Source organism: Streptomyces sp. NPDC096136 (assembly GCF_044763325.1).
Lineage (GTDB): Bacteria > Actinomycetota > Actinomycetes > Streptomycetales > Streptomycetaceae > Streptomyces.
Genome location: NZ_JBIWFZ010000002.1, coordinates 465,323 through 491,564 on the forward strand (window position 1 = coordinate 465,323; position 26,242 = coordinate 491,564).

The following is a 26,242-nucleotide window of genomic DNA, read 5'->3' on the forward strand; positions in this document are numbered from 1 at the left end:
GTCATCAGCAGAAGTCGTCGGTTGATGGATGGGTATTAAGGAAAACTGGTGACGGTCAGGGCTTCTGCGGGCCCGGGACGGGGTCCTTGCGGGCGTGCAGGACGTAGGCGTCCAGGGGCAGGGGGCTGCGGCCGTGGAGGTGGAGGCCCGCGTCGGCGAGCAGGCGGGCGTAGTGGTCGGCCCGGCGTTCGCGGCCTCCGACGTTGCAGAGCATGTGCAGGTCCCAGGGGGTGGCGAGGGAGGGGGAACCGTCCGCCGGCAGGAGGCGTTCGACGATCAGCAGGTCGGCGTGGTCGGGCATCGCACGCGCGCAGTGGCCGAGGATCTCCCGGCAGCGGTCGTCGTCCCAGTCGTGCAGGACGCGGGCGAGGAGGTAGACGTCGCCTCCGGAAGGCACGTCGGCGAAGTCTCCCGCCCGGTAGTCGCAGCGCGCTCCACAGCCCGCGGCGTCGAGCAGGCGGCGGGCCGCGGCGACGGCGTGCGGGCGTTCGAGGAGGACGCCGCGCAGGCCCGGGTGGGCCGTGAGGACCTGGCGCAGGAGCTCTCCGTTGCCGCCCGCGACGTCGACGACCGTGGCGGGCGAGGGCGCCTGGGCCGCGGCGGCGACCGCCGGGTGGGCGGGGAGCGGCCCGAACATGCGCGAGCCGGCGGCCATGGACCGGTCGAAGAGGTCGGCGAGTTCGGGGTCGCGGGCGAAGTGGTCGAAGTGGTTCTCGCCGTGCAGGTGGTCGAAGCCGGGCCGGCCCGTCCGTACGGCGTGGTCGAGCTCGCCGAAGGACCGGTAGAAGGGGCCGCCGTACATCAGGGCCAGGGGCCGCATCGACGCCGACGCGTCCGCGCGCAGCAGGGCCCCGAGTTCGGTCAGGCGGAACCCCTCCTCCGGCTCCTCCTCGCGGGTCACGGCGCCGAGCGTCGCGAGGTAGCGCAGGAGCGTGGCCAGGCCCCGGGGGTGGGTGGCCGTCAGGCGGGCGAGGTCCTCGGCGCGGCGCGCGCTGCGCGTGTCCATGGCGTCGGGCAGGTGCAGCCGGGCGAAGGAGGCGAGGGCCTGTGTGGCCCACGCGCCGGTGAGCAGGTGGAGGAGCGTTTCGGCAGGCGGCCGCCCGGCGGTGTGCGGGCGGGAGTGCCCGCCGGGGTGGTCCAGTTGGGCGGCGAGGGCGTCGCGGTGGTCGCCGGGCGCGTAGAGCTCCAGCCGCCGGTATCCGCAGGCCGCCTCGGCGGGGGCGGTGAAGTACAGGACGGTGCCGTCCTCGTGCGGGTTGTAGCCGCCGCCGTCGGGGCTCGCCCCGTAGCGGGCGAGGACCGCGCAGAGGCCGCGCAGCACCAGCGGGTCCGGGCGGTCGATCTCGAAGGCGAGGTGCGCCTCGTGCCCGCGGGCCCGTTCGTGGGCGGCGATCGGCTCCAGGCCCGAGTGCGGGGGCACGGTCAGCGCGAAGACCTCGACCGCCCGGCGCTCCCCGGCGGCACCGCGCACCTGCGGGCGCAGGATCCGCACGTCGAGGTCGGCCGGGTCCCGCCGGTGGCGCCGGGCCAGACGCCCGCGGACGACCACACTCGGGTGGGAGGGGGTGTCCACCGCCAGCCCGCAGTCCGCGAGTTGGGCCCGCAGGCTCTCCTCGTCCGGCGGGAAGACGAGCATCCCGGCGTGGGCGAAGCGGCAGTGTCCGGCCAGCGCCCGCAGGTCCGGTCCGCCGATGCCCGGCAGGAGGAGCGGCAGCAGGGCGGCGCTGTCGTGCTCGCGGACGAACGCGGCCGCCGCGCGCAGGCGGGCCGTGTCGTCCAGCAGCATCGTTTCGTCGGGGAATGTCATCGTCATCGGGGGAACGTCCTCAGGAGCCGGGAGTGATCAACGCAGGGCAGGGCAGGGCGGGGCAACGCAAGGCAGGGCAGGGCAGGGCAGGGCGAGGCGAGGCAGCGCAACGGGGGCGCGGAGCGGGAAGGGGGCGGGCGGCGGCGCGCGGCGGCCGGTCAGACGCAGACGTAGTTCTCGGCGAACCAGTCCCGGTGGATGGACGAGGTGCGCAGCGAGGCGATCCGGGAGCGGCGCAGGGCGGCCTGGAAGAGCGATCCGCCGCCCCCGTCCCTGTCCCCGTCCCCGTCCCCGTCCGCGCCGGGTGCGGCGTGCAGCAGCCGCGTCATCCACCCCGTGAACTCCTGCGCCCTCCAGATGTGGGCCAGGCACCGGTCCGAGTACCCGTCCAGTCCCCCGGTGTCGCCCCGGACGAGGGCCTCGGCCAGCGCTCCGGCCAGGATCTCGGCCTCCAGGACCGCGAGGTTGGCCCCCTTGGCGGCGGCCGGGGCGAGCAGGCTCGCCGCGTCGCCCGCGAGGAGGAGCGAGCCGTACCGCAACGGCTCGACCACGTCGCAGGTCAGGTCGAAGAGGCCGCGCTCCAGGAGCGCGCCCCGGCGCAGCGGCCCGTGGTCCGCGGCGCGCATCCGCACGTCCAGCTCGTCCCAGATCCGCTGCTCCGACCAGGCGTCGGCGGGGGTGCCGCGCTGCCACTGGAGGTAGTAGCGGGTCATCTCCGGGGTGCGGGCCATGTGTCCCGCGAAGCCGCGGTCGTGGAGGGCGTAGCCCACGGCGTCCAGGCTCGGCGGGGCCTGGGCGAGGAGGCCGAGCCAGGTCACGCCGTGGTCGTGGTGGCGGCGGACGGCGCCCGGGGGCAGCGAGCGGCGGGCCGCCCCGTGCCGCCCGTCGCACCCCGCGACGTAGCGGGCGCGCCACCGGGCGGGCCGGCCGTCGGGCTCGCGCGTCGTGACGGACGGCCGGGGGCCGTCCGCCTCGTGCACGGCGAGCGCCTCGGTGTCGAAGTGGATGCGGCCGCCGCGGTGGAGGTAGTGCCGCAGGAGGTCCGCCACCAGGTTCTGCTGCGGGTAGACGTGGTGCGGTCCGGCCTCTCCGAGGGCGCCGTAGTCGATACGGAACCGGCCCTCCTGCGTGCGGAACTCGCAGGTGCCGTGCCGGAGGCCGTAGCGGAGCAGGCCGTCGGCGAGGCCGTGGCGTTCCAGGATGCGTGCGGTGTTCGGGGCGAGGAACCCGGCGCGGGCCCGGGTCAGGACGTGGGAACGGGAGGCGCGTTCCAGGACGACGCAGTCGATTCCGGCGCTGAGCAGGAGGTTTCCGAGGACGAGCCCGGCCGGACCGGCACCGAGGACGACCACGTCGACTGCTGCGCGTAAGGCGCGAGGTGGCTGGCTTTCCGTCATAGCGGGTGAAGCATAAGCACGCGAAGATCAGCGAACCTACGCGAGCAACCCCTTAGCGGGATTAAAGCGACAATCACCCTGGACGTGTTCGACCGGTGCCCCCGGGCCCGCGACGGCCCGACCCGGGCCGGCCGGTAGCGCACGCCGGGCGCGCGGGGCGGGACACGCGCTCCGGCGCACCCCTGCCGCGACGCCGGGCCGCACCACCACCACGACCGGAACGGGGGCGGGCGGGGGAACTCCCCCACGGGGCGGGACGACACGGGTACGGCAGGCGGTTTCTCGTGTAACCTCAGCGCCCGTAGCGTGTTACACGTGTAACAGCATGGCGGACGCGGCTGTGCGGACCCCGTACGCCCGCAGAAAGAAGCGGAAATGACCCAGGCACCTCCCGGAGCCCCCACCGGACAGCCGGCCTTCGACCTCGACCCCGGAGCCTGGCCGCCGCCGCCCTTCCGAGCCCCGGCCGCACCCGTGACCGGCCGCGACGGGACCCGCCGCTTCGACGGCCTCACCTACGCGAGCACCCTCGGGTACCGGCCGTGCCTGCTCGACGTCCAGGTGCCCGCGGCCGACGGCCCGGTCCCCGCCGTCGTGTGGATCCACGGCGGCGGCTGGATCGAGGGCGACCGGCGCTACCCGCCGCCGACCGTGCCCGCCGAGCTGCTGCACGGCACGGTCCTGGGGGCCGGGCTCGCCCTGGTGGGCATCGACTACCGGCACAGCCTGGAGGCACCCTTCCCGGCCCAGCTCCACGACGTGAAGGCCGCCGTCCGGTACGTCCGCCGCCACGCCGCCGAGCTCGGCATCGACCCGGACCGGATCGGCGTCATGGGAGAGTCGGCAGGCGGCCACCTGGCCGCCCTCGCCGGGCTCGTCCGCCCGGACGCGGGCGGCGCCGGCGCCGCACTGGAGGGCGGTGTGGGCGTCCGGGGCGAGGACAGCGGGGTACGGGCCGTCGTCAGCTGGTACCCGGCCACGGACCTCGCCGCGCTACTGGCGCACCCGCTCCCGATGCCGCCCGCGCCGGACGGCGTACCGATCCCCGATCCGTTCGCCTCCCTGCTGGGCGGCACCCCGGACCAGTGGCCGGACCTCGCCCGCGCCGCCAGCCCGATCACCTACGCGGACGCCGGCACCCCGCCGCCGTTCCTCCTGATCCACGGGACCGCCGACCGGCTGCTGCCGTACAGCCAGAGCGAAACCTTCGCGGCGGCCCTCCGCGACGCCGGCGGAGAGGTCACCCTGGTGCCGGTGGAGGACGCCGACCACATCTTCCTCGGCGTCCCCGACGTCACGCCGATCGTCGCCGACAGCGTCGCCTTCCTCGCCCGCCACCTGGGCGGCTGAGCGGAGCCGGCGCGCCCCCCGCACGGGGCACCGCCGGCACGCACCCCGGTCAGGGCACCGTGCCGGCGGCGCCCCGCGAGCCGGCCGACCGCGGGGCGCGCCTCCGCGGCCGGCCGGCTCCGCTCCGTTCCCCGTTCCCCGGACGCGCCGGATCGGATCAGGAGGTCCGGCGGTGCACGAGGACCGGATCCACGCCCGGCACCCGCGGCGGCGTGCCGTGCTCCACCAGTTCGTGGAGGGCGTCGGCGACCTGCGCGGGCGTGGGCAGGTCCAGCCGTACGGACGTCAGCGGGGGCTGTTGCAGGGCCGACAGCACCAGGTCGTCGCATCCGACCACGGCGACCTCGTCGGGGACGCAGACACCCGCGTCGCGCAGGGCGTGCAGGAGCAGTGCGGCGTACTCGTCGTTGTAGGCGAAGAGGCCGTCGAGGCCCGTCTCGCGGCAGCGCGCGGCGACTTCGGCGGCGGATTCCCGGGTGAAGGACAGCTCCACCGCGGTGACGGTGGCGGTACTGCGGGCCGCGACCCCCTCGGCGCCGGCCAGCCTCGGGCGGGCGAACGTCGCCAGGCCGCGTTCCGCCGGCATGACCACGCCCAAGGTCCGCCGCCCCTGGGCGATCAGGTGCCGGGCGGCGATCGCACCGATGCGCCCCTGGTCGAGGTCGATGGTGTGGGCGCCGGCCACCTCGTGGGAGGCGAACGCCAGCACTGCGCGCACCCCGGCCCGGCCGAGCACGTCCACGGCCTGGCCGGACAGCCCGTCGCCGTCCAGGGCCACCACCGCCGCCGGCCGGAGTTCGGCCCAGGCCCGGGCGGCGCTCACGGGGTCGGGGAAGCGTCCGGCGTGCAGGACGAGGACGTAGCCGTGGCGCTCCAGCTCGCTCTCCAGGTCGTCGACCCAGGCGGCGACCAGCCGGCCGGCGGCCGAGACCGACGCCGGCATCAGCACGAGGTTGCTGCGGCCCGCCCGCAGCGAGCGGGCGGCGGCGTGCGGTACGTAGCCGAGCTGCTGGGCGGCCGCCAGGACGCGGGCGCGCGTCGTGTCGCTGACCCGGTGGGCCTGGGTGTTGTTGAGGACGAAGGACACGGTCGCCCGTGACACCCCGGCCAGGCGCGCCACGTCCGCGCTGGTGACGACGGCCGGTGCGGCCGGCTCCTTGCCCATGCTGTTCCCGGCTCCGCTCTCGCCCCGCTCACCGGCCGACTGGACACCGACCTGCAGTTCCTTCCAGGTTACACGCGTTACACGGCAGGGTGCCGGTGCGGACGGGACGAAGGCCGGGGGCAGGGGGCGGGGGGCCGGCGGGGAGGCGGTCGGGCCCGCGCCGAGCCGTCAGGAGTTCGGGACCGGCGGCATTCCCGGTGCCGGCCCCTCGTCCGCCCCGCCCCGACCGCGGTCCGTCGAGGCTCCGGGCACCCGACGGACCCGCAGGTCAGGCGCAGGTGTCCGTGTAGGCCCCGTCCCCCGGGGGGCGGCCGATGTCGGCCCGGATCCGGACGACCACCTCGTCCTCGCCCCCGGTCCGGCTCGGCAGGCCGGGGCCGCTGGAGGAGAACAGGGCGGAGATCTGTTCGGCCGCCTGTACGGCCGCCGACTCCAGGCCCCGGATCTCGATGGTGATCACATTCGCGCTCATGCCGAAGGAGAACGGGCGGACCCCCCTGACGGTTCCGGTCGCGGCCGCCGGTCACCCGAAGGGACGCGCGTCCGGCCGCCGGACCTTCACCCGGTCGGGCCAGGCGGCGGGCGTCCGCTCCTGCGAATGGCCCAGGATCCGGACACCGGGCAGGCCATGAGGCGGGTCTGCTGTCTAGCGTCGCTGTCAAGGAGACCGGTTCCCGACGCTTGGGGAGACGACCATGTCCCGTAGAAGGCGGTGGACGGCCGGCGCCTGCGTCAGTGCGGTCGCTGTCGGCCTGCTCGCCACCGGGGGCGGCCGCGCCCCGCAGCCGCGCGAGGCCTTCGGGGGCGGCTCGGGTTCCGGGGTCGCCGTGGGCGCCTATCTCCACTACGGCTCGCCCGGCATCGACCGGATGCAGGGGCTTTCGCGGTGGCTCGGCGGGACCGAGCTGCGCGCCGGGCACACCTATCTGCCCGGGGACACCTGGGCGAACATCGAGGGGGCGCCCGATTCCCTGCGCACCTGGGCGCGGTGGCGCAAGGAGAGGCGCGACCGGCTGTTCGTCCTGAACGTGCCGATGTTCGAGGGCAACGAGGCCGACGTCCCCGACGACCGGGTCGCCGAGCTGATCCGCGCCGGCGCGCAGGGCGAGTACGACCACCACTTCCGGCGGCTGGGCGAGCGGCTGGTCGGCCTCGGGGTGCCGGACACCGTGATCGTGCTGGGGTGGGAGATGAACGGCTACAACTACACCCACCGGTGCAAGCCCGACCCCGAGAACTGGAAGCGGTACTGGCGGCGCATCGTGGACGCCATGCGCTCCGTGGAGGGACAGAAGTTCCGCTTCGACTTCGCCCCCAACCGCGGCAGGGACTCCATCGCCTGGACCCGGTGCTATCCGGGGGACGACGTGGTCGACATCGTCGGCATGGACTCCTACGACCAGCCTCCGGGCGATTCCTTCGACGAGATGGTCGACCAGCCCTACGGGCTCCAGCAGCACGTCGACTTCGCGAAGGCGCACCACAAGCGGATCTCGTACCCCGAGTGGGGACTCTTCCGCAATGGCGACAACCCCGAGTACATGCGCCGGATGCTGGCGTGGATCGACGAGCACAGGCCGCTGTACCACAGCATCACCGACTACTGCCCGCACGGTGTGTGGCAGTGCGGTGAGAACCCGCGTTCCGCGCGGGTGTTCCGGGAGTTCCTGTCCGACCACCGGAGGGGACACCCGGCGCCTCCTGCGTCCCGTGGGACCGTGTGGGGCGGCGAGGGGTTCACGCCGGGCCGTCCGGGTCGGTGAAGGGGCGGCGGCGCCGGCGGCCGTGAGGCGGGGTGATCCGGCGCGCTGCGGGGGTCTGCGCCGTCCTCGGCGCGGGGCGCGGCGCGCGTCCAGGACGCGTATGACGGGGCCTCACACCGCCCCGGACCCCGCACGGACGCAGGGGATGCGCCCGGCCGCGGCCGGGCCCTGCCTGCCGTAGGCGCTTCCTCCGGCCGGGGCCGCGCGCGTCCGGACGACGCCGTCCGGCCGGCGCGGACGGCCGCTCCTCCATGCCCGCCCGGATCACCGGCCGGAGTCCGACCGAACAGCGGAATGGTCGGACAAATTCAAGGCATATCATCTCGGACGCCTTTGCCCAACCGAGATATTTCCTGTCGTGTCCGGCACCTCAGCCATGGCCATCTCGTGCAAAATGGGCGGTCGTCGGGAGCCGTAACGCAGTCACCGAGAACAGTCACCATCACGGTTTGTTCCTGTATCTGAATGCGGAGGTATCACGATTGCCGAAAACCAAAAAACGCGGGGAGAGTCATCGCTCTCCGGCCCTGTTGCTCGTATTCTCCGTAACCGCCGCAGCTCTATTCACTCCCACCGCCCCCGCCCAGGCCGCTTCGCTCTACGGGATAAAGGCCGTCGCCGTCGCCGCCTCCAAGAAGGGCGCCCCCTACGTCTACGGCGCCACCGGGCCCGGTGAGTTCGACTGCTCGGGCCTCACTCTCTACGCCTTCCGCGCGGCCGGCCGGGTCCTGCCCCGCACCGCGGAGGCCCAGTACGAGAGCACGGACCACATCTCGCGCACCGAGCGCGCACCAGGAGATCTGGTCTTCTTCCCCACCGGGGGAACCATGGGCCACGTCGGCATCTACGCGGGCCAGAACAAGATCTGGCACGCTCCCCGGCCCGGCACCCGCGTCAGGCTCGAACGCATCTGGACGGGCACCGTCCGCTACAGTCGGGCCAATTAACGCCGCCAGGGCGGGACGCCCGGCGATCTCCCGCGCGAAAGCCGCGCCGAAAAGGAATCGGCGCCGCGGGCGCGGACGACGGTGACAGGCGAACGGACCCGTCGGCCTGCGGAAAATCCTGCCCCGGGGGCGCCCGGCGGTCGGGTGGGTGGCGCTCAGTCCGCGTCGGATCCGCTCCGCCATGCGCGATGGAGCTGCTCCGCGGTGTCGGCGGCTTGGCGAAGACCCGCCTGATAGGCCGGCTCCCAGGCCGTCCGGTCGCCCAGGTCCGGGCCGAATGCGCGGAGGGCTGCCGGATCGGGCTCGATGGTCACCACTGTGTGCGCGGCGGCGACTTCCAGCTCCTGCTGGAGCAACTGGGGGGGAAACAGGTGCGCCTGCGGGTCGATCACGACGAGCGTACGGGCTCCGGCCGCGAGTCCGGCATTGGTCGCGGACCGCAGCGAGCCGTCCATGTACCGGCGGCCGTTGAGGGTGATCGGCGGGTAGACGCCCGGGAAGGCCGTGCTCGCCGCCACGGCGGACGGCAGCGGTGCGCCACTCGCCCGGTGGAAGACCTCCCGCTCACCGGTCTCGACGTTCGTCACGGGGATGAGCAGCGGCCGGTCCGGCCACCGGTCCGCGCCCGCCAGGGCGCGCATCCGGGCGACATGGGCCTCCTCGGGGCCGGTCTCGGCGGCGAGCGCGATCCGGCCCACCCGGCGCCGCGCACCGGCCGGGTCCGAGGCGGCGTTGCCGAGCACGGCGAAGGCCTCGCCCAGCCGGCGCCCGTCCACCCGGGGAGGCGTGCCGGAGGAGTCGGCGGGGCGCACCGGGGTGGCGAGCCGTCCGGGGTCCTGGCCGGTGGCGAGCAGTGAGCCGATGATCGCACCGGTCGACGTGCCGACGATCAGATCGGCCTCGCCGAGGTCCACCCCGCCGCGGCGCAGTCCGCAGGCCAGCCCGGCCGTCCAGGCCGCACCGACGGGGCCTCCGGCGCCCAGTGCGAGCGCCCGGTTCAGTGTGTGCACGATGGTCCCCTCCCGTTATTGAAACAGTCGTACCATATATTGGGGCGGGTTCGGATCCGCAGTACCGAGAGGATGGCCAACCGTGGGACGACCCCCAGATCCCGCCCGGCGGGAGCACACGCTGGCGCGGGCGACGGACTACGTACTGGCGCACGGCCTGGCCGGGTTGAGCCTGCGGCCGTTGGCGGCGGCTCTCGACACCAGCCCGCGGATGCTGCTCTACGACTTCGGCAGCAAACAGGAGCTGGTCTCCGCCGTCCTCGCGGAGGCCCGCCGTCGCGGCGCGGCACGGCTGGCCGAGAACCTCCCGCCGGAGGCGGCCTCCGCGGAGGAACGCCTGCGCGGCATCTGGGCCTGGATCAGCGCACCGGAGCGCACCCCGTACGTCCGCCTGATCTTCGAAGTGCACGCCGACGGCCTGGCCCACCCCGAGAACTACCCGGACCGGGCCGAGGCGGTCACGAACTGGTTCAACAGCCTCGGCGCCGCGTTCCGCGACCTCGCCGCCGACCCTGACGACACCGTCACCCCCACGCTGGTCATGGCCGTCGTCAGGGGCCTCCTGTTCGACCTCACGACCACCGGCGACCGCGACCGCACCGACCGCGCCCTGGACCGCTTCTGCGCACTCCTGCGGTATTGAACGAAGACCGGCTCGCGGGCCGGATTCAGGCGGGCCGAACCCCACTGTCACACACGGCGGTTGGGACTCGACCGCCCCCGGATCCACCCCGCGCGAACTGCTGGGGCATAGGGCCTGTTGCGAAAGTGGATCAAGAGGTGGGGTCGTCCTTGGGGAATGTCTGGTCTGGCCAGCCTCGTGACAGTGCGAGGCGGCCGGATCGGCGGGCCTCGCGTTGTTCAGCGACCCATTGCGCGATCTGGTTTGCGGAGTCCGTGATGGGCCTGTCCGTGGTGTCGATCAGGTGGGTGGACCATCGGCGGTCGTCGGCCGTCCACTCGGTCCAGCGTTGCCAGGCCATCTCCGGCCAGCTGTCGTTGATGACGACGTCGGGCCTATATCGGGGGTCCTGCGCATGCTTGCGGTGCCAGTCGGCCCATCCGAGAAATGCATCGACCGCCGACGGGTCCCACCGGCCGGGGTCGCGGTAGCTGAGTCTGCGGCGCCGGATCTCGTCGGACACATCGACCAGGCATACCGCGATGCCGTCCAGCAGTGGTGCCGAAGGCACCGCCAGGACTTCCCCGAGCGGGGACTGGCCGGTCAGCAAGAGGTCAAGGCCGTGGTCCTGGTACTCCAGCGCGCGACGCACCCACATTTCGGTCGTGCGGTTGCGCCATTGGCGGTCGGCGCCTTCCGGCACGCCGAGTTCGTCGAAGTCGTGCACGACGGCCTTCTCAAGGCGTTCGCCCACGGCGTTGGCGAGCGTGGTCTTGCCCGAGCAGCTGGAGCCGGTCAGTTTGAGCAGCATCGTGCCAGGGTGGCAGGTGAGGCAGATCATCCCCAACTGGCTTCTTTTGGTATTTTCTGCCGCGGGCGGGACTGGTCAGAGCCATTCGTTGATGGCTGCGACCAGCACGGTCGCTTCGAAGCGGACGGCGAGCTTGTCGTACCTCACAGCAACAGCACGGTGCCGCTTGAGTCGGTTGATCCCGCACTCGACCGCGTGCCGCTGCTTGTGGTCGTCCTTGTCGAACTTCGGCGGCCGCCCACCGTGTGATCCGCGCTTGAGTCGGTTGCGGACCCGGTCCGCCGGGACAGGGATGGTGGCCTTGATCCCGCGTCTGCGCAGGTAAGAGCGGTTACTGCGAGAGTCGTATGCCTTGTCGGCCCGCACCCGGTCCGGCCGCTTGCGCGGCCTGCCCAGGCCCAGCCTGGGCACCCGGATCGCCTCCAGCACCGGCTCGAACTGCGGCGAGTCACCCTGCTGCCCGGCCGTGATCACCACCGACAGCGGCTTCTGCCCCTGCTCGACCGCAAGGTGAACCTTGGTGGTCAGTCCGCCGCGGGAACGTCCGAGACCGTGGTCGGCCGGCTCGACTAACACTCCGCCAGGCGGTTCCTTCTGCAGGTCCCCCTTGTCGCCGCTCCGGCCGCGTGCTGGTGAGCCCGGCGGACGGTGGAGTCGACGTTCACGTCCCAAGTGATCAGGCCTTTCGCGTCGGCCTCGGCCTGGAGCTGCGTGAGGATACGCACCCACACTCCGTCCCGCTGCCAGCGCCGGAACAGGTCATAGACCCGGTCCCACGGCCCGTAGCGTTCCGGCACGTCCCGCCATGGAGCACCAGTCCGGGGCCGCCACCGTATGCCGTCTATCAGCTGTCGCCGCGTCCACACCTGCGGACGACCCGGCTTGATACCCGCCGGCAGCAACGGCACAAGCCGGGCCCACTGGCCAGTCGTCAGATCACCACGTCCCACAAGACGTGATCATGAAAACGAACAAGATCCACTATCGCAACAGGCCCTAGCGGTGCGTGCGCTGGGCCTCGACGATCCGGCGTACCGGGGCGTCGAGGCCGGCGCGGGCCTGGATCCGCTCGGCGAAGCCGGGGAACTGGCCGGCGACGGCGCTGAGCAGCCGCAGTTCCAGCGGTGCCACGTTGACCTCGCACCGGTCGTGCCGGACCGCCCGTACCACGCCGTCGGCGACCTGCCGGGGCGTGACGGTCCTGATGCCGCCCGGCGGGGTGGCGCCCGTGGCGGCGAACATGCCCGCGTCGCGGACGAAGCCGGGCTGGACGAGCGACACCCCCACCCCGGTGCCCCTGAGTTCCTGGCGCAGGGCGAGGGCGAATCCGCGCAGCCCGAACTTGGTCGCGTTGTACAGCGAGGTGGACCCGGTCGCCGCCTTCCCCGAGAGGGACCCGACCAGCACGATGTGGCCGCGGCCCCGGGCGGTCATGGGGGCCGCGAGCAGCCGGGCCAGCAGGACGGGGGCGCGGAGGTTGACGTCCAGGGCGCGGTCGAGCTGCTCCTCGCTGTAGTCGAGGAGGTCGCCGCTGGCGGGCAGGGCGGCGTTCGCGACGAGGACGTCCGTCTCCGCGCAGGCCTCGGCCAGCATGACGACGTCCGACCGGACGGCCAGATCGGCGACCACGGTACGGGCGCCGATGCCGCCGGCGGCCGCCGCGAGGGCCTCCTCGCGACGGCCGCTGAGGGTGAGGCGGGCTCCCTGCGCCGCCAGGCGGGCCGCGAGGGCGGCGCCGATGCCGCCGGTGGCGCCGGTGAGGAGGACGTTCGATCCGGATAGGTCCACGATGACTCCCGTGCGAAGACGCTGCCCCTGCTGTTCGTTCGAACGAACAGTAGGGATCGGCCCGCCTCCTGTCCACACCCCGGGCTCCCAACTCCCTTGCTCCGCACGGGTGTACGGCCATGGCGGGCCATGGGGCAGAATGTCGTCATGCCCGCCGCTTCCGACACCCGCCAGAGCATCGTCGACGCCGTGCTGCGGATCATCGGGCAGGACGGGATCGCCGCCGTCACCAACCGGCGGATCGCCAGGGAGGCCGGGGTCTCCCTGGGCTCGGTCACCTACCACTTCGCGACCCAGCACGAGCTGCTGCGCGAGAGCCTGCTCCGGTTCGTGGCCGAGGAGACCCGGCACTTCACGGAACTCGCCGACTCCTGCGCGGACGAGTGCTTCGACATCGGGCAGGCGGCCGACGTGGTGGCGCGGGTCGCGGGCGGCAACGCCTTCGACAGCCGCCACATCGCACCCTTCGAGCTGTACGTCCAGGCGGGCCGGGACGAACGGCTGCGCGCCGCCGCGGCCGAGTGCTTCACCGCCTACGACCTGCTCGCCACCCGGGTCCTGTCCCGCCTCGGCGTCCCGGACCCCGAACGCCTGGCCGGCGCGGCCGTCGCCCTGGTCTTCGGGCAGCAGTTGCGCCGCCTGGCCACCGGCGCCCCGGCCGAGGACCTCGTCGACGCCCTGCTCGTCCTCACCCGGCTCGCTCCGGCGCCGGCCCCGTAGGCGCCGGCCGCCCGGGCAGTCACCGGGCCCGGGTCAGGGTCGAGGGGGCGCCGGCGGACTGGGCGCCCTCCAGTTCGACGGTCAGGGTGTCGGGGCCCGTCATCGTGACCACGTAGAGGTTGCCCTTGGGGCAGTCGAAGGTGGCCGTACGGTCGGTGGGGCGGCTGGTCGCGGCGGCCAGGTACACGGTGGCGCCCCGGAGTTGGCGCAGCTCCAGGGCCTCCGTGCAGCCCAGGTCGCGACCGCTGGAGACCTCCCGGACGCTGCTGACCTGACGGCCCGTCACTTCACTTACGGAACCCGCCTGGAAGGTGACCGTGACGGCGAAGTCCCGGGTGCGGGCGCGGGTGATGCCGTCGGCGTCCGGGGTGCCGGGCCCGAGGCCGGTCCAGGTGCCGGCCCAGGAGGCGGGCAGGGCGGAGGCCGCCGGGGACGGGCTCGGGGTGGGCCGGTCGGCCGCCTTGCCGTCCCCGTCGCCACCGTCGCCGCCCGCGAGCCGGAGCAGCAGCAGGACCAGCGCGGCGAGGGCGGCCGACCCCGCCGCACCGCCCAGGAGCAGCCGCCGGCGGGCGGGAGCCGGCGACGCGGCGGGGGGCAGGGGCGGCATCGCCGGGCCGGATCCCGCGGGCTCCGGGGGCACGGGGAGCGGCGCCGGGGGCGCGGCGGGCGGCCGGGGCGCGGTGAGCAGGACGCGGAGTTCCGCCTCGCGGCGGCCCGTGTCGGCCACCAGGGCCGGCGGGGCCGCGCCGGCCCATCCGTCCCCCTCGGCGGGCCCCAGCCGGCTCCCGAGTTCCTCGGCGGTGGGCCGCAGGCCGGGATCCTTGGCCAGGCAGTCCCGCAGCAGAGGCAGGAGCGAGGGCGGCACGCCGTCGAGCCGGGGCTCGTCGTGGACGATGCGGTACAGCAGGACGGGGAGGCTCGGCTCCTCGCCATGGGCCAGGAACGGTCCGCCGCCGGTGGCGGCGTGGACGAGGACGGCGGCGAGGGAGAAGACGTCCGCCGGATGCCCGGCCGTGTCACCGGTGGCCTGTTCCGGCGAGAGGTAGCCGGGGGTGCCGATGACCGCGCCCGTCCGCGTCCGGCGCGGGTCGCGGACGGCGCGGGCGATGCCGAAGTCGATGAGGAACGGCCGCTCCGGGCCGAGCAGTACGTTGGCCGGCTTGATGTCCCGGTGCACCACGCCCGCCGCGCGTACGGAGACCAGGGCGGCCGCCAACTCCCGGGCCAGGATGCGCACGGCCGGTTCCGGGAGCGGGCCCTCGCGGCGCACCCAGTCGGCCAGGGAGGGGGCGGGGACGTACTCCGTCGCGAGCCACTGCGGCGACGAGCCCGCCGGGCTGAAGTCCACCACGGAGACCGTCCAGGGCGAGCGCACGCGGTCGTTGGTGCGGATCTCCCGGTCGAAGCGGTCGGCGAAGCCCGGATCCCGGCTCAGCTCCCGGTGCACGGTCTTCAGGGCCAGCGCCCGGCCCGAGGCGGTCCGGGCGAGGAACACCTCGCCCATGCCGCCCTCCCCGAGCCGGGCGAGCAGGCGGTATCCCCCGATGTCGAGCGGATCACCGGGTCGTAGCGGTTCCACCAACCCACCCCCGTCGAACAAGCGTTGCCGCGCAGAACTGTACGGGGCGACGCCGACGGCCGGGGCCGCCGGCCGGGACGGGGGGGTCCCGTCACCGACCCGGCGTGACACGCCGTTGGTCAGGTGAATGCCCGGCAAGAGGCCCCCGCAGGCGGTGTGATCCTGCTTCGACGTCCGTCATCGACTTTGGAGTGACATGCGTATTCGCACTGCGTTCGCCGCGACCGTGCTGGCCGCCGTCGGCATCCTCGGCGCCACCGGTTCCGCCGTCGCCGACGCCAACGCCAACGGTGCCGCCATCGGCTCCCCGGGCGTGCTGTCCGGCAACGTCGTCCAGGTGCCCATCCACATCCCGATCAACCTGTGCGGCAACACGATCAACGTGATCGGCCTGCTCAACCCGGCGGCCGGCAACACCTGCATCAACACCTGATCCACCCGCGGCCCCCGGGCCGCTGTGACGGCCCCGCCCGGTGAGCACCACGTCCGGGCGGGGCCGTCCGCCGCGTCCGCCGGGTCCGTGCCCCTCCGGCGAACGGGCGGTGCACGGAGCGCTGTCGGTGCCGCTGGCTAGGCTGAGCGGATGACCGAGATGGAGATCGTCGCCGATCAGGGCGCATGGCGGGGCGGGTTCGAGGAGCGGGTGCTGGCCGGCTACCGGGCGGCCGGCTGCTCGGAGCCCCTGGCCCGGGCCCTGCTGGAGCGGGCCCTGAAGGGCGTGGACGGCTGGACGCTGGCCACGGACGGCACCGGGTGGGCGGCCGTCGAGCTGACGCACGAGAACGGCGCCTCCACGGGCCGGATCCACGACCTGACGGTGCCCCGGCACCGCGCGTGGGCCGAGCGGTGGTGCGCGGAGCAGGGGGCCGAGCGGGTCCTCGTCCGGCTCACCGGCGGCGGAGCGGGGGCCTTCGCCGACTACCCCGTACGGGCGCAGAACCGGATGCGTGCCGCCGCCGCGGAGCCGCGGCTGCCGGCCGGGCTGACGGTCCGCCGCCTGCGCGAGGAGGAGTACCCGCGGTGGTACGCCCGCGAGGAGGCCTCGTACGTCGCGGACATCGTCCGGGCCGGGGTCCTGACGCCGCAGCAGGCCCAGGAGAAGTCCGACCGGGACTTCGCCGAGCAGCTCCCCCAGGGCTACCTGACGCCGGGGCACGCCTTCTACGCGATGGAGGCCGACGGCGCGGTCGTCGGCACCGGCTGGGTCGGCCACGGCTTCCTGCCGGGCGTCACCTTCGGCTTCTCCCTCGAGGTGTACGAGGAACACCGCGGCAAGGGCTACGGCCGGGCCGCGATGGCCGTGGGCGAGTGGGCCGCCCGGCAGGGCGGCGACGAGGCGCTGATGTTCAACGTGTTCGGCGGCAACGAGGTCGCGATGGGCCTCTACGACAGCACCGGCTTCACCGTGCTGGACGAGTTCCGCTCCATAGGGCTCTGAGCCGCGGCCCCGGGGGCGGGGCCCGGCCGCCCTACCGGGCGGGGCCCTCGCCCTCGAACGCGTCCGGCGTGCGCCGGGCCAGCGCGGAGTGGCGGAAGGAGTAGCCGAAGTAGATGACCAGGCCGATGAGGAACCAGACCACGAAGCGGATCCAGGTCTCCACGCGCAGGTAGGTGATGAGCCAGACCGAGGCCACGACGCCGAGGGCGGGGAGGAAGGGCATCATCGGGGTGCGGAAGGAGCGGGGCAGGTCGGGACGCCGGTAGCGGAGCACGATGACCGAGGTGCACACGACCGCGAAGGCCAGCAGGATCCCGATGTTGGTGAGCTCCGCCGCCTCGCCGATCGGTACGAAGCCAGCGATGACCGCCGACGCCGCACCCACGATCCAGGTCACGCGGACGGGGACGTGCCGCGTCGGGTGCGTCTTGGCGAACCAGTGGGGCAGCAGTCCGTCACGGCTCATGGAGAACCACACGCGGGTCACGCCGAGCATGAAGGTGAACATCACCGTGAGGATGCCGATGATGGCCCCGACGGCGATGACGTCGGCGACGGCGGGCAGCCCGACCGCCTTGAAGGCGCTGGAGAAGCCGCTCTCCGGGTCGATCTCGGTGTAGGGCTGCATGCCCGTCAGGACCAGGCAGGCGAGGACGTACAGCACCATGGCGATGCCGAGGGAGTAGATGATCGCCCGGGGCATGTGCCGTTGCGCGTCCTTGGACTCCTCGGCCGCCGTGCTCATCGCGTCGTATCCGAAGACCGCGAAGAAGACGGTGGCCGCGCCGGTGAAGGCGCCGCCCACCCCGAACGGGAAGAAGGGCGTGTAGTTGTCGGTGTTGATGTGGAAGAAGCCGACGACGATGACCAGCAGCACCACCAGCACCTTGATGCCGACCACGATCGTCTCGAAGCGGGCCGCGCTCTTCATGCCCAGGTTGAGCAGGTAGGCGGTGAACAGGCACAGGACGGCCGCGATGAGGTCGAAGCGGTGTCCCGCGCCGGTGCCCGGGGCTCCGAGCATCCAGACGGGCAGGGAGGTGCCCGTCTCCTCCACGAGGAAGTTGAAGTACCCGGAGATGCCGATGGCGACCACCGCGACGATGGCCGTGTACTCCAGCAGCAGGTCCCACCCGATGAGCCAGCCCGCCAGCTCGCCGAGGACGGCGTACCCGTAGGTGTAGGCGGAACCGGCCTTGGGGATCAGGCCTGCGAACTCCGCGTAGGAGAACGCCGCCGCGGCGCTGGCCACTGCGGCGATGAGGAAGGAGAGGAGCACCGCCGGGCCGGCGACGCCGTTGGCGACCGTGCCGGCGAGGGTGAAGATGCCGGCGCCGATGATGCCGCCGACGCCGATGGCCGTGAGCTGCCAGAGGCCCAGGGTGCGGGTGAGGCGCTCGCTGGGGGCGCCTTCGGGCTCTTCGATGTGCTCGATCGGCTTGCGGCGGAATACGCCCTGACCTGACCACAAGGTGGCCATGCTCCGTTCCTTTCCGCCGGGGATGACGAGCGCACATCATCTCGGAAGCACCGCCGTTGCGGAATTAGGCGCTCCGGTGGTGGACTTCCGCCCCTCCCTCCCCGCCCGGGACGCGGACCGCCCCCGGCCGCGCGGGCGGCCGGGGGCGGTGACGGGCGGGGCTTCGGCGCTCAGGCCTGCAGGACGCCGGTGCCCAGGAGGCCGAAGAGGAGCACGCCGACGACGAGGCGGTAGACGACGAAGGCGTTGAAGGAGTGCTTGGCGACGAACTTGAGCAGCCAGGCGATCGAGGCGTAGGCGACGGCGAAGGACACGGCGGTGCCGACGATCAGGGGAAGGGTGTCCACGCCGGCCCCGAGCGCGTCCTTCAGCTCGTACAGGCCCGCCCCGGTCAGCGCCGGGATGCCGAGGAAGAAGGACAGGCGGGTGGCCGCGACGCGCTCCAGGTCCAGCATGAGGCCGGTGGACATGGTGGCCCCGGAGCGGGAGAAGCCGGGGAAGAGCAGGGCGAGGATCTGCGAGGAGCCGACCAGCATGGCGTCCTTGAGGGAGGTGTCGTCCTCACCCCGCTTGTGCCGGCCCATCTGGTCGGCCGCCCACATCAGCCCGCTGCCGACGACGAGGGATCCGGCGACCACCCACAGGGAGGCCAGCGTCCCCTCGATCAGGGGCTTGGCCGCCAGGCCGACGACGACGATCGGGATCGTGGCGTAGATGACCCACCAGGCGAACTTGTAGTCGTGGTGGTAGCGCTCCTCGCGGTCGGCCAGCCCCCGCCCCCAGGCGGTGACGATCCGGGTGATGTCCTTGAAGAAGTACAGCAGGACCGCCGCGATGGCGCCGACCTGGATCACGGCGGTGAACGCGACGACGGACTTGTCGTCGACGGGGATGCCCATCAGCCCTTCGGTGATCTTGAGGTGGCCGGTGGAGGAGACCGGCAGGAACTCCGTCACCCCCTCCACGACGCCCAGGACTACGGCCTGGCCCACACTGATCGCGCTCACGTTCCTTCACCTTCGCTTGTTCGGACGGGGGCATCGGGCATCCTGGCGGACGCACGGGACGCATGCGACGCACAGAGTAACTTCTATTCGCGAATAGAAGTTACTCTGGACCCGGACGGCGAACGGAAGGAGGACGACGGTGCGCAGGCGCGAGGAGCCGCCGGGCCGGAGCGGCGGCGGACGGCGGGCGAACGGGGCCCTGGAGAACGAGATCGTCTCCCTCCTGCACGGCGCGGGCCGGGCCCTGACCCCCGGCGAGGTGGCCGAACGCCTCACCGCCTCCCCCGCCCACACCACGGTGGCCACCACCCTGGCCCGGCTGCACGCGCGCGGCGTCCTGGAACGCACCCCGCGCGGGCGGAGCTACGCCTACGCGCCGGTCACGGACGAGCCCGGGCTCACCGCCCGCCAGATGTACCGGGTCATGGAGGGCGGCAGCGACCGCACGTCGGTCCTGACGCGCTTCGTCGACGAGCTGTCCGACGACGACGAGGACCTGCTGCGCCGCCTCCTGGGCCCCGAGGGATAGGGCCCGCCCCCGCCATGCACCTGGCCCTCTACCTGCCCCTCCTCCTCCCCGCGCTGGCCGGGCCCAGCGCCGGACCGCTGGCCCGCCGGCTGGAGCCCCGCCTGGCGACCTGGCTGCTGACCGCGGCGGGCCTGCTGCTCGCCGCCTCCAGCACGCTGGTGCTGGGCCTGCTCACGCTGGCCGGGCTGGTGCGCATCCCGCTCGTCGACGCCCTCGAGGGGTATTCGCCCGGGGTGGTCGCCCGGCAGGACCCCGCCGCGTGGCCAGCCGCGCTCGCGGGCGCCGTCCTGCTCGCCCTCGCCGTCCTGGCCGCCGCCCGGCTGACCGCCCGGCGGGCCGGAGCCCTGTGGTCCGCCGCCCTGGAGGCCGCCTGCATGCCCGGGCCCGGTCCGGTCGTCGTCACGGACGACCCGGGCGCCGACGCCTACGCCGTGCCCGGGCTGCCCGGCCGGATCGTCATCTCCCACGGCATGCTCGACGCCCTCGACCCGGCCGGACGCGAGATCCTCCTCAGCCACGAGCGCGCCCACCTGCGCCACCACCACTACGCCTTCGTCTCCCTCACCCAGCTGGCCGCCGCCGCCAACCCCCTCCTGCGGCCCCTGTCCGGCACCGTCGCCTACACCGTCGAGCGCTGGGCCGACGAGCACGCCGCGCGGCACACCGGGAACCGCCGCGCGGTCGCCGAGACCGTCGCCCGGGCCGCCATCGCCGCCAAGCGCAGCCGCGGCGCGCGCCGCATCCCCGCCGCGGCCCTCGGCATCCTGGGCCGCCGGCCCGGGCCGGGCATGGTCCCCCGCCGCGTCGCCGCGCTCCTGGCTCCCCCGCCGCAGAGCCCGCCGCTGCTCCTGGCCGCCGCCGTGGCCCTGCTGGCGGCCACCGGGCTGTGCGCCCTCGAAGCGGCCCACGACCTCCACCGGTTCCTGGAGCTGGCGCACGCCCGCTGAACCCCGCGGGCGTCTACCGTGGCCCCATGAAGATCATCGACCTGGAACCGGACGATCCCCGGCTCGTAGCCGACCTGCTGCCCGTGCTGCGCGAGCTGCGGCCGCACCTCACCCCCGAGCTGTTCGGGGAGGTCTACGCCGAGGGGCACCCGCAGGGCCTGCGGTTCAGCGCGGCGTACGACGCCGACGGCAGGTGCACGGGGGCCGCCGGCTGGCGGATCGTCGCCGGCACCTGCGACATCCGCAAGCTGTACGTGGACGACCTCGTCACGGCCTCCGGCTCCCGCTCCACCGGCGTCGGACGGGCCCTGCTCGCGTACCTGGAGGACCGCGCCCGGGCGGCGGACTGCCGGCTGCTGGACCTCGACTCGGGCACCCAGCGGACGGCGGCGCACCGCTTCTACTTCCGCGAGCGGATGGGCGTCGTCGCCTTCCACTTCGGCAAGGAGCTCGACGCGGGACCCGAGCCCGCCTGAACCGGGGGCCGTGCCACCAAACGGCTGAGGATCGGGACACACCGGGTGACGAGGGACCTGAGGACGCGCCGGAACCCTAGCTTGGGGCGGGTTCCGCCCATCTGTTGAGAGGTGTCTCCCATGCGTTCCCTGCTGACCGCCCTCGCCGCCGGCGCCCTCGTCTTCGGCACCGCCACGGCCGCGAGCGCCGATGTGAACGTGGACTTCCACCCGCAGCCCTCGTACACCATCGTCTTCGGCCACTGGCTCCAGTTCGCGGCCGACGACGTGTTCAACGCGGGCCACGACAACACCGTCGGCTCCAACAACTGACGCACCGCGCCGGTACGGCGCGTACGGCAAGGGCCGCCACCCTCCGGGGTGGCGGCCCTCCGCACGACGCTGCGGCGCGGGTCAGAACGCGAAGACGGCGTTGCCGTTGAGGGTCGCGGACATGTCGCAGGTGTTGGAGAAGGTGTGCTTCCAGGAGACCCGGCTGCCCTGCCAGACACCGTCGGCGGTCACGGTCACCGGGGCGTAGTGCATGGGGCAGGCGCGGTTGGCGTCGGGGGCGGCGAGGAGCCGGTCGAAGCTGCCGCCGGTGGAGTTGAGGGCGGTACAGGCGGCCTTGGGGTCCGGGTGGGTGCCCTGGGCGGCCGGCATGCAGCTGAGGGTGGCGGCGCGCAGCACCGTGGCGCCGGCGGCGTCGTCGCCCTGGGCGATGGAGAAGACCATGGCGGACGGGGCGTACAGGCTGGTGGGCTTTGCCTCCGCCATGCCGGTGGCGCCGGCCAGGCACAGGAGGGCGGCGGCAGGGACAGCAGCGAAGCGGTAGCGCACGACGAAACTCACTTTCGATACGAAGGTTTAGCGCGGCATTTGGTTGCGTTGTCGCGCCTCGATGCGGCTGAGTCTGTCCGATGTGAAGGCGGGGCGCATGTCGATGACCTATTTACGGACAGAGTGTTCGACTATCGGATAACGCAAGGGTGTTCGGGCAGCTCAGCCGGGGTGCGCTCGCTCCGTGTCCGGGCGGAAACGGGGGGTGATCACCGGGACGGCCGTCCGGGCGGGGCCGCTGACCTGCTGCTGCGCACCCCGCGTACACCTGGAGGTCATTCAGCTTGTCCGGATCGGTACGGTTCCTGCCCCGGTGGAGGGGTCCCAGCGCTCCTCCCGGACCTGGACGGTCTGGGAGACGCCCGCCGCGCCGAGGCCGAGCACGAGGATGACCACGACCAGCACCTTGGCCGGCGTGCCGAGGAGCAGGGGCCGGGTGGCCGACGCGGCGGCCGGGGCGGGGGCGGCCTCCAGGCCCACCGGCGGCCCGTCGCCGAAGAGGCGCTTGGGGTAGGCGGAGGTCAGCATCATCGCGTACGCCTGGTAGCGCATCCGGAACCGCACCACCGCGGCAACGGCGCCGAACACGGGCACGGGCATCCGCCCCAGCACCAGTGTGATCAGCCAGAACACCCAGCTGACGGCCCCGAGGCCGTACTGCAGCAGGCTGGTCACGATCATCACCGGAATCATCAGGACGAGGCGGAACAGCACGGCCAGCCGGTTCAGCTCGCCGGGGCGCAGTTCGATCCGCACGGGGTGGCCCTGCCCCTCGAAGGAGAAGGGCGGGTACCGGTCCACCAGCAGCATCGCGCTCGACGCCACCCGGGTCTCGTACGCCAGGTACCCACCGAGGAACTCCGCGATGCCGGCCGGGAGGCGGCCCTGGAAGAGGGCGGCGAACCAGCCGACGATCGTCACGAGGAAGGCGGCGACGCCGAGCAGGGCCGTGACGATGAACTGGGGCAGGAGCAGGAGCCAGCGCAACAGGACCGTCCAGCGCCGCTGGCGCCCGGGCGGCGGCACGTCGAGCTCGGGCAGGTGCTCGGCCGCCGGGGGGCCGGACTGCGGCGGGTGGGTGTTCCAGCCTGTGGTCATGGGGCGCTCCTGCCGTCGGTGGGGCGCGCGGTCCGCGCCCCGCGGACGGGCTCCGGGCGGGCCGGGCGGCCGGGGGCGGGGACCGCGCGCGTACGCCCTGTCAGGGGTACCTCGCGGAACCCCTCATTCCAAGGATCCCGGCTGTACGGCGGCGCCCGTTGCCCTGAAGGGCCCTCCGCCGGACGTCCGCGCGGGGGTCCGGGTACGGCGGAGCGCCGACCCTCCGCCTCTTCGACGGTGGACCGGCGCTCCGGGTCGGGTACGACGGGGCCCGCTCAGGCCGTGGCCGCCTCCGCGGCCGCGGCGGGGGTCCCGTCGGGGGCGTCGCCCTCCTCGTCCGGCCGCGGGACGCGGTGCAGGCCCCGGCGGTCGTAGAGGGCGGTGACGGCGAAGCCGAAGGCCAGCGCGGCGACGAGGGCGATCCCCATCGAGGTCCAGGCCCGGGTCAGGCCCGCGTCGGCCTGGGCGCCGTAGTACAGCAGGGCGCGCATGCCCTCGGTGATCTGGCGCAGCGGCTCGAACTCGGAGAGCCCGCGGAAGAACCCGGGCAGTGCCTGCAGGGGCACGGTCGCACCGGAGGAGGGGACGGCCATCGCGACGAAGACGATGGTGGCCAGCAGCATGCCGGGCGTGCCGAACGCGGCGAACAGGGCCAGTCCGCCGATGCCCACGACGGCGATGGTGGCGACCGAGTAGAGCCACAGCAGGCCCAGGTGGGAGGCGTCCATGTCGAGGATCGAGACGGTCGCGACCTCGACGAGGGTGCCCATGACCAGCGACATGCCCAGCATCAGCACCACGCCGGCGGCGAGGGTGCGCACCCGGCTGGTGTGCTGGACGGGAACGCGCTTGCGGACCGGGCCGTAGTCGGTGTGCAGGTAGCCGAGGGCGGTGTCGACCTGGGAGTTGACCAGGTTGGCGCCGAGCATGCCGCAGACGACCAGGACGAGCGCGTAGTAGAAGGCGCTCAGGCCCATGGCGCTGCGGGCGCCCACGGGGTGGCCGTCGGCGACGGTCACGGTCACCGGGTCGGCGAGCTTGAGCTGGGCGGCGGTCGGCAGCGGGGCCTTCTGGGCCGCGGCCTGCTTCAGGAGCTCCTGGCCGATGTGGGCGGAGGCGGCGTGGGCGGCCTTCTGGGCGGCCTGGGAGGACATGGAGGAGCCGATGCTGCCGGCGGACTGGTTGGTCAGCACGGTCAGGGTCGGCGGGGCGGGCTGCTTGCCCTGGGGCGCGGGCTGCGGGGCGCCGAGGGCGGTCACCGTGGCGCTGAAGTCCTGCGGGATGACGAGGGCGCCGAAGACCTTGCCCCGGCCGAGGCGCTTGTCCGCCTCCTCGCGGCTGACCGGCTGCCAGTCGATGCTCTTGTCGGTCTCGGCGGCCTTGCGTATGCCCGAGACGACCTGCTCGCCGAGGTTGACGTGGCGTCCGCCCGCGTCGGCGCCGGCGTCGGCGTTGACCAGGGCCACGGGCAGGTCGCGCAGGTTGCCTCGTGGGTTGACGTTGCCGCCGACGTACAGCAGGGCGAACAACATCGAGACCACTGCGGCGATGAGCCCCGTTCCGATCCACAGCTGGGGTCGGCGGAGCACGGAGCGGGACGTGGGGTGGGGCATCGATTCTCCGGATTCTCCGGTGCGGCTGCGATGGGCTGCTTGGGCTGCGTTCCTGTGCTGGATACTTCTGGTATCCAGCTACTGGATAGTGGCAGTATCTTGTTGTGGTGTCCAATCGCCGATGCCGGACGCCGGACCGGATGACCAGCGGGGAGGCCGCGTGAAGATCTCGGAGCTCAGCCGGCGGACCGGCGTGCCGGTCGCCAGCATCAAGTACTTCCGGCGGCAGGGCCTGCTGCCCGCGGGCCGGGCGACCGCCGCGACCCTGGCCGAGTACGGGGAGGAGCACGCGGAGCGGCTGCGCCTGATCAAGGCGCTGACCACGCTCGGCGGCCTCTCCATCGCCGCCACCCGCGAGGTGCTCGGCGCGGTCGACCAGGCCCACACCACCGAGGGCGCCCTCGGGGCGATCAGCTACGCCCTCCCGGTGCCGGTCGCCTCCCAGGGCGGCGCGGGGGCGGAGGAGGACACCGCGGCCGAGGAGGCCGCCGGGGCGGAGGTGGCGGAACTCCTGGCGGCCCTCGACTGGCGGGCGCCGGGCACCTCGCCGCACGTGCGGGGGCTCACGACGGCCCTCAAGGAGCTGCGGCGCCTGGACGCGCAGTACGCCCCGGGCGAGCTCGCCTCGTACGCGAGGCTGGCCGAGTCGGTGGCCCGGCTGGACCTGGAGCGCGCCGAGTGCCTGGACGACCCGGTGGCCCTGGCGGAGCGGGCCGTGATCGTCTTCGCGATCTGCGCCCCCGTCTTCGAGCTGCTGCGCCGCCTCGCCCAGGAGGACCAGGTCCGCCGCCGGATGACGGACGAGGACGCCGCCGGGGCGGCCCCGGGCTGCGGTCCGCACTGAAACGCCCCCCCGGACCCCGGGCGCACGGCCCGTCGGCGGAGCCCGCGGGGAGATCGCCTGGTGGGGGTGGGTGGAGCCGGACGTGGTGGAGGCCTTCGCCCGCTACCGGGCCCTGGGCGGCCGAGCGGTGACGGGAGGGCGGCGGTGCGCGGGCGCGGGTCAGAACGGCGGCGGGGGGCCCGTCGTGAGGGCGGCGAGCCAGGCGCCGTAGGCGGCCCGGCGGGGGCAGGCGGCGACGGAGCGGGGGGTGGCCGCGCAGCCGTCCGGCCGGCAGTCCTCCGGGCCGCGCTCCCGCCGCAGGACGGCCCCGCCGTCCGTGAGGGCGGCGGACACCTGGGCCAGGCGGCAGTCCGGCAGGGCGTCGCGGTTGGCCGGGTTGCGGTAGGAGTGCCCGCCGTCGTCGGTGCGGACGCCGCCGGCGCCGGTGCTCCACCGGGACGGGCCGGCCATGCCCTGCCGGCGCAGGACGGCGGCGGCGAGCCGCCCGGGTTCGGCGGCGCCGAGGCGGTCCCGCAGGCAGGCCGCGAGCCGCCGGCCCGCGCCGGACGGCGGGTCCGCGTCGCCGAGTGCGGGCAGCAGCAGGAGCAGCCGGGTGCCGGGGTCGGTCGTGGTGCCGCCGGGCAGGCCGTTGTCGGCCGCGCCGGCCAGCTCGTCCCAGGACAGGCCCGGTCCCCTCCAGTGCCCGTCGTCCCGGGCGAGGAGTTCGGCGTGCTCCCAGTGGGCGTGGTGGACCGCGTAGTCGACCCCGCCGTCCTCGGTGTCGTTGCGGTAGACGACGTGCAGGCGCAGCCCGCCCGCGAGCGGCACCGTGAACACCGGTTGGTCTCCCCCGGCCCACAGGCGGCGCGAGAACGTCCGGGAGGCTGCCGGGTCGTGCCGCCCCAGCCAGGAGGCCGGTGTCCCGCCCCGCAGGCAGGCGCTCAGGTGCTGCCGCCAGAACAGGGGTTCCTCCAGGAGCTCCGGGCGGTGGGCGAAGGGACCGGCGTCCCGGGGGGAGAGGCGGGCCGGATGCAGGTCGGGAAGCGCGGACAC

27 protein-coding genes are annotated in these 26,242 nt (G+C 73.8%); 12 read left to right on the plus strand and 15 right to left on the minus strand.

The window, feature by feature from the left end:
- Nucleotides 1-55 precede the first annotated feature (55 nt).
- Nucleotides 56-1,813, minus strand: a complete 1,758-nt coding sequence (locus tag ACIRBY_RS05210; RefSeq protein WP_403896336.1) for a methyltransferase — start codon at nucleotides 1,811-1,813, stop codon at nucleotides 56-58.
- 152 nt (nucleotides 1,814-1,965) lie between these two features.
- Nucleotides 1,966-3,204, minus strand: coding sequence for a 4-hydroxybenzoate 3-monooxygenase (locus tag ACIRBY_RS05215; protein ID WP_403896340.1), 1,239 nt, complete (start codon nucleotides 3,202-3,204; stop codon nucleotides 1,966-1,968).
- A 375-nt stretch (nucleotides 3,205-3,579) separates the two neighbouring features.
- Between ACIRBY_RS05215 and ACIRBY_RS05220 the strand changes: the two genes are divergently transcribed.
- Entirely contained in the window at nucleotides 3,580-4,554 is a 975-nt protein-coding gene (locus tag ACIRBY_RS05220; protein ID WP_403896343.1) for an alpha/beta hydrolase fold domain-containing protein, read from the plus strand.
- Nucleotides 4,555-4,711: 157 nt separating this feature from the next.
- On the opposite strand, the gene ACIRBY_RS05225 is transcribed toward ACIRBY_RS05220, so the two are convergent.
- Nucleotides 4,712-5,719: a LacI family DNA-binding transcriptional regulator gene (locus ACIRBY_RS05225; RefSeq protein WP_403896345.1), complete on the minus strand. Its 1,008-nt coding sequence runs from the start codon at nucleotides 5,717-5,719 to the stop codon at nucleotides 4,712-4,714.
- A 268-nt stretch (nucleotides 5,720-5,987) separates the two neighbouring features.
- Entirely contained in the window at nucleotides 5,988-6,191 is a 204-nt protein-coding gene (locus ACIRBY_RS05230; protein ID WP_403896348.1) for a hypothetical protein, read from the minus strand.
- A 223-nt stretch (nucleotides 6,192-6,414) separates the two neighbouring features.
- Here ACIRBY_RS05230 and ACIRBY_RS05235 point away from each other — a divergent pair, with 223 nt between their 5' ends.
- Nucleotides 6,415-7,482: a glycoside hydrolase family 26 protein gene (locus tag ACIRBY_RS05235; RefSeq protein ID WP_403896351.1), complete on the plus strand. Its 1,068-nt coding sequence runs from the start codon at nucleotides 6,415-6,417 to the stop codon at nucleotides 7,480-7,482.
- Between the two features lie 530 nt (nucleotides 7,483-8,012).
- Nucleotides 8,013-8,429 carry a C40 family peptidase gene (locus ACIRBY_RS05240; RefSeq protein ID WP_403896354.1) on the plus strand — a complete coding sequence of 139 codons (417 nt, stop codon included), beginning with the start codon at nucleotides 8,013-8,015 and terminating at the stop codon, nucleotides 8,427-8,429.
- A gap of 155 nt (nucleotides 8,430-8,584) precedes the next feature.
- Here ACIRBY_RS05240 and ACIRBY_RS05245 read toward each other — a convergent pair whose 3' ends face one another.
- Nucleotides 8,585-9,439, minus strand: coding sequence for a patatin-like phospholipase family protein (locus ACIRBY_RS05245; RefSeq protein WP_403896357.1), 855 nt, complete (start codon nucleotides 9,437-9,439; stop codon nucleotides 8,585-8,587).
- 82 nt (nucleotides 9,440-9,521) lie between these two features.
- Here ACIRBY_RS05245 and ACIRBY_RS05250 point away from each other — a divergent pair, with 82 nt between their 5' ends.
- Nucleotides 9,522-10,082 carry a TetR/AcrR family transcriptional regulator gene (locus ACIRBY_RS05250; protein WP_403896360.1) on the plus strand — a complete coding sequence of 187 codons (561 nt, stop codon included), beginning with the start codon at nucleotides 9,522-9,524 and terminating at the stop codon, nucleotides 10,080-10,082.
- 130 nt (nucleotides 10,083-10,212) lie between these two features.
- Here ACIRBY_RS05250 and ACIRBY_RS05255 read toward each other — a convergent pair whose 3' ends face one another.
- From ACIRBY_RS05255 to ACIRBY_RS05265, 3 genes are all read right to left on the minus strand, one after another.
- Nucleotides 10,213-10,872, minus strand: coding sequence for a hypothetical protein (locus ACIRBY_RS05255; protein ID WP_403896363.1), 660 nt, complete (start codon nucleotides 10,870-10,872; stop codon nucleotides 10,213-10,215).
- Between the two features lie 75 nt (nucleotides 10,873-10,947).
- Nucleotides 10,948-11,822, minus strand: a protein-coding gene (locus ACIRBY_RS05260; RefSeq protein ID WP_403896365.1) for an IS5 family transposase whose coding sequence is annotated in 2 segments (ribosomal slippage) — nucleotides 10,948-11,447 and nucleotides 11,447-11,822 — 876 coding nt in all. Because the reading frame shifts where the segments join, the coding sequence is not laid out codon by codon here.
- A 46-nt stretch (nucleotides 11,823-11,868) separates the two neighbouring features.
- Complete coding sequence (locus tag ACIRBY_RS05265) at nucleotides 11,869-12,660, minus strand: SDR family NAD(P)-dependent oxidoreductase (protein WP_403896368.1); 792 nt, start codon at nucleotides 12,658-12,660, stop codon at nucleotides 11,869-11,871.
- Nucleotides 12,661-12,807: 147 nt separating this feature from the next.
- On the opposite strand from ACIRBY_RS05265, the gene ACIRBY_RS05270 reads away from it, so the two are divergent.
- Nucleotides 12,808-13,380, plus strand: coding sequence for a TetR/AcrR family transcriptional regulator (locus ACIRBY_RS05270; protein ID WP_403896370.1), 573 nt, complete (start codon nucleotides 12,808-12,810; stop codon nucleotides 13,378-13,380).
- 19 nt (nucleotides 13,381-13,399) lie between these two features.
- Here the strand turns inward: ACIRBY_RS05270 and ACIRBY_RS05275 are convergent, their stop codons facing one another.
- Nucleotides 13,400-14,959: a serine/threonine-protein kinase gene (locus ACIRBY_RS05275; protein WP_403896373.1), complete on the minus strand. Its 1,560-nt coding sequence runs from the start codon at nucleotides 14,957-14,959 to the stop codon at nucleotides 13,400-13,402.
- Nucleotides 14,960-15,155: 196 nt separating this feature from the next.
- Between ACIRBY_RS05275 and ACIRBY_RS05280 the strand changes: the two genes are divergently transcribed.
- Complete coding sequence (locus ACIRBY_RS05280; RefSeq protein ID WP_403896377.1) at nucleotides 15,156-15,392, plus strand: chaplin; 237 nt, start codon at nucleotides 15,156-15,158, stop codon at nucleotides 15,390-15,392.
- Between the two features lie 150 nt (nucleotides 15,393-15,542).
- Nucleotides 15,543-16,397 (plus strand): GNAT family N-acetyltransferase, encoded by an 855-nt coding sequence (locus tag ACIRBY_RS05285; protein WP_403896380.1) that lies wholly within the window; start codon nucleotides 15,543-15,545, stop codon nucleotides 16,395-16,397.
- Nucleotides 16,398-16,428: 31 nt separating this feature from the next.
- On the opposite strand, the gene ACIRBY_RS05290 is transcribed toward ACIRBY_RS05285, so the two are convergent.
- Together ACIRBY_RS05290 and ACIRBY_RS05295 are read right to left on the minus strand one after the other, a co-directional pair.
- Nucleotides 16,429-17,877 (minus strand): amino acid permease, encoded by a 1,449-nt coding sequence (locus ACIRBY_RS05290; protein WP_403896383.1) that lies wholly within the window; start codon nucleotides 17,875-17,877, stop codon nucleotides 16,429-16,431.
- A 170-nt stretch (nucleotides 17,878-18,047) separates the two neighbouring features.
- Nucleotides 18,048-18,884, minus strand: a complete 837-nt coding sequence (locus ACIRBY_RS05295; RefSeq protein ID WP_403896386.1) for an undecaprenyl-diphosphate phosphatase — start codon at nucleotides 18,882-18,884, stop codon at nucleotides 18,048-18,050.
- 139 nt (nucleotides 18,885-19,023) lie between these two features.
- Between ACIRBY_RS05295 and ACIRBY_RS05300 the strand changes: the two genes are divergently transcribed.
- The 4 genes from ACIRBY_RS05300 (at nucleotide 19,024) to ACIRBY_RS05315 (ending at nucleotide 21,148) form a co-directional block, all read left to right on the plus strand.
- Nucleotides 19,024-19,413, plus strand: coding sequence for a BlaI/MecI/CopY family transcriptional regulator (locus ACIRBY_RS05300; protein WP_403896389.1), 390 nt, complete (start codon nucleotides 19,024-19,026; stop codon nucleotides 19,411-19,413).
- Between the two features lie 14 nt (nucleotides 19,414-19,427).
- The gene (locus tag ACIRBY_RS05305; RefSeq protein WP_403896392.1) at nucleotides 19,428-20,360 is read left to right on the plus strand and encodes a M56 family metallopeptidase; all 933 of its coding nucleotides are present in this window, start codon (nucleotides 19,428-19,430) and stop codon (nucleotides 20,358-20,360) included.
- Nucleotides 20,361-20,386: 26 nt separating this feature from the next.
- Nucleotides 20,387-20,836, plus strand: a complete 450-nt coding sequence (locus ACIRBY_RS05310) for a GNAT family N-acetyltransferase (RefSeq protein ID WP_403896395.1) — start codon at nucleotides 20,387-20,389, stop codon at nucleotides 20,834-20,836.
- Nucleotides 20,837-20,956: 120 nt separating this feature from the next.
- Complete coding sequence (locus ACIRBY_RS05315; protein ID WP_403896398.1) at nucleotides 20,957-21,148, plus strand: hypothetical protein; 192 nt, start codon at nucleotides 20,957-20,959, stop codon at nucleotides 21,146-21,148.
- Between the two features lie 81 nt (nucleotides 21,149-21,229).
- Here the strand turns inward: ACIRBY_RS05315 and ACIRBY_RS05320 are convergent, their stop codons facing one another.
- The 3 genes from ACIRBY_RS05320 to ACIRBY_RS05330 form a co-directional block, all read right to left on the minus strand.
- The gene (locus tag ACIRBY_RS05320) at nucleotides 21,230-21,667 is read right to left on the minus strand and encodes a subtilase-type protease inhibitor (protein WP_390689871.1); all 438 of its coding nucleotides are present in this window, start codon (nucleotides 21,665-21,667) and stop codon (nucleotides 21,230-21,232) included.
- 267 nt (nucleotides 21,668-21,934) lie between these two features.
- Nucleotides 21,935-22,753 (minus strand): DUF4389 domain-containing protein, encoded by an 819-nt coding sequence (locus ACIRBY_RS05325; RefSeq protein ID WP_403896400.1) that lies wholly within the window; start codon nucleotides 22,751-22,753, stop codon nucleotides 21,935-21,937.
- A 275-nt stretch (nucleotides 22,754-23,028) separates the two neighbouring features.
- A complete protein-coding gene (locus ACIRBY_RS05330; RefSeq protein WP_403896402.1) occupies nucleotides 23,029-24,366 on the minus strand; it encodes a YhgE/Pip domain-containing protein in 1,338 nt (445 codons plus the stop codon).
- Nucleotides 24,367-24,526: 160 nt separating this feature from the next.
- Here ACIRBY_RS05330 and ACIRBY_RS05335 point away from each other — a divergent pair, with 160 nt between their 5' ends.
- Entirely contained in the window at nucleotides 24,527-25,210 is a 684-nt protein-coding gene (locus ACIRBY_RS05335) for a MerR family transcriptional regulator (RefSeq protein ID WP_403896404.1), read from the plus strand.
- A 159-nt stretch (nucleotides 25,211-25,369) separates the two neighbouring features.
- On the opposite strand, the gene ACIRBY_RS05340 is transcribed toward ACIRBY_RS05335, so the two are convergent.
- Nucleotides 25,370-26,242 (minus strand): hypothetical protein, encoded by an 873-nt coding sequence (locus tag ACIRBY_RS05340; RefSeq protein ID WP_403896407.1) that lies wholly within the window; start codon nucleotides 26,240-26,242, stop codon nucleotides 25,370-25,372.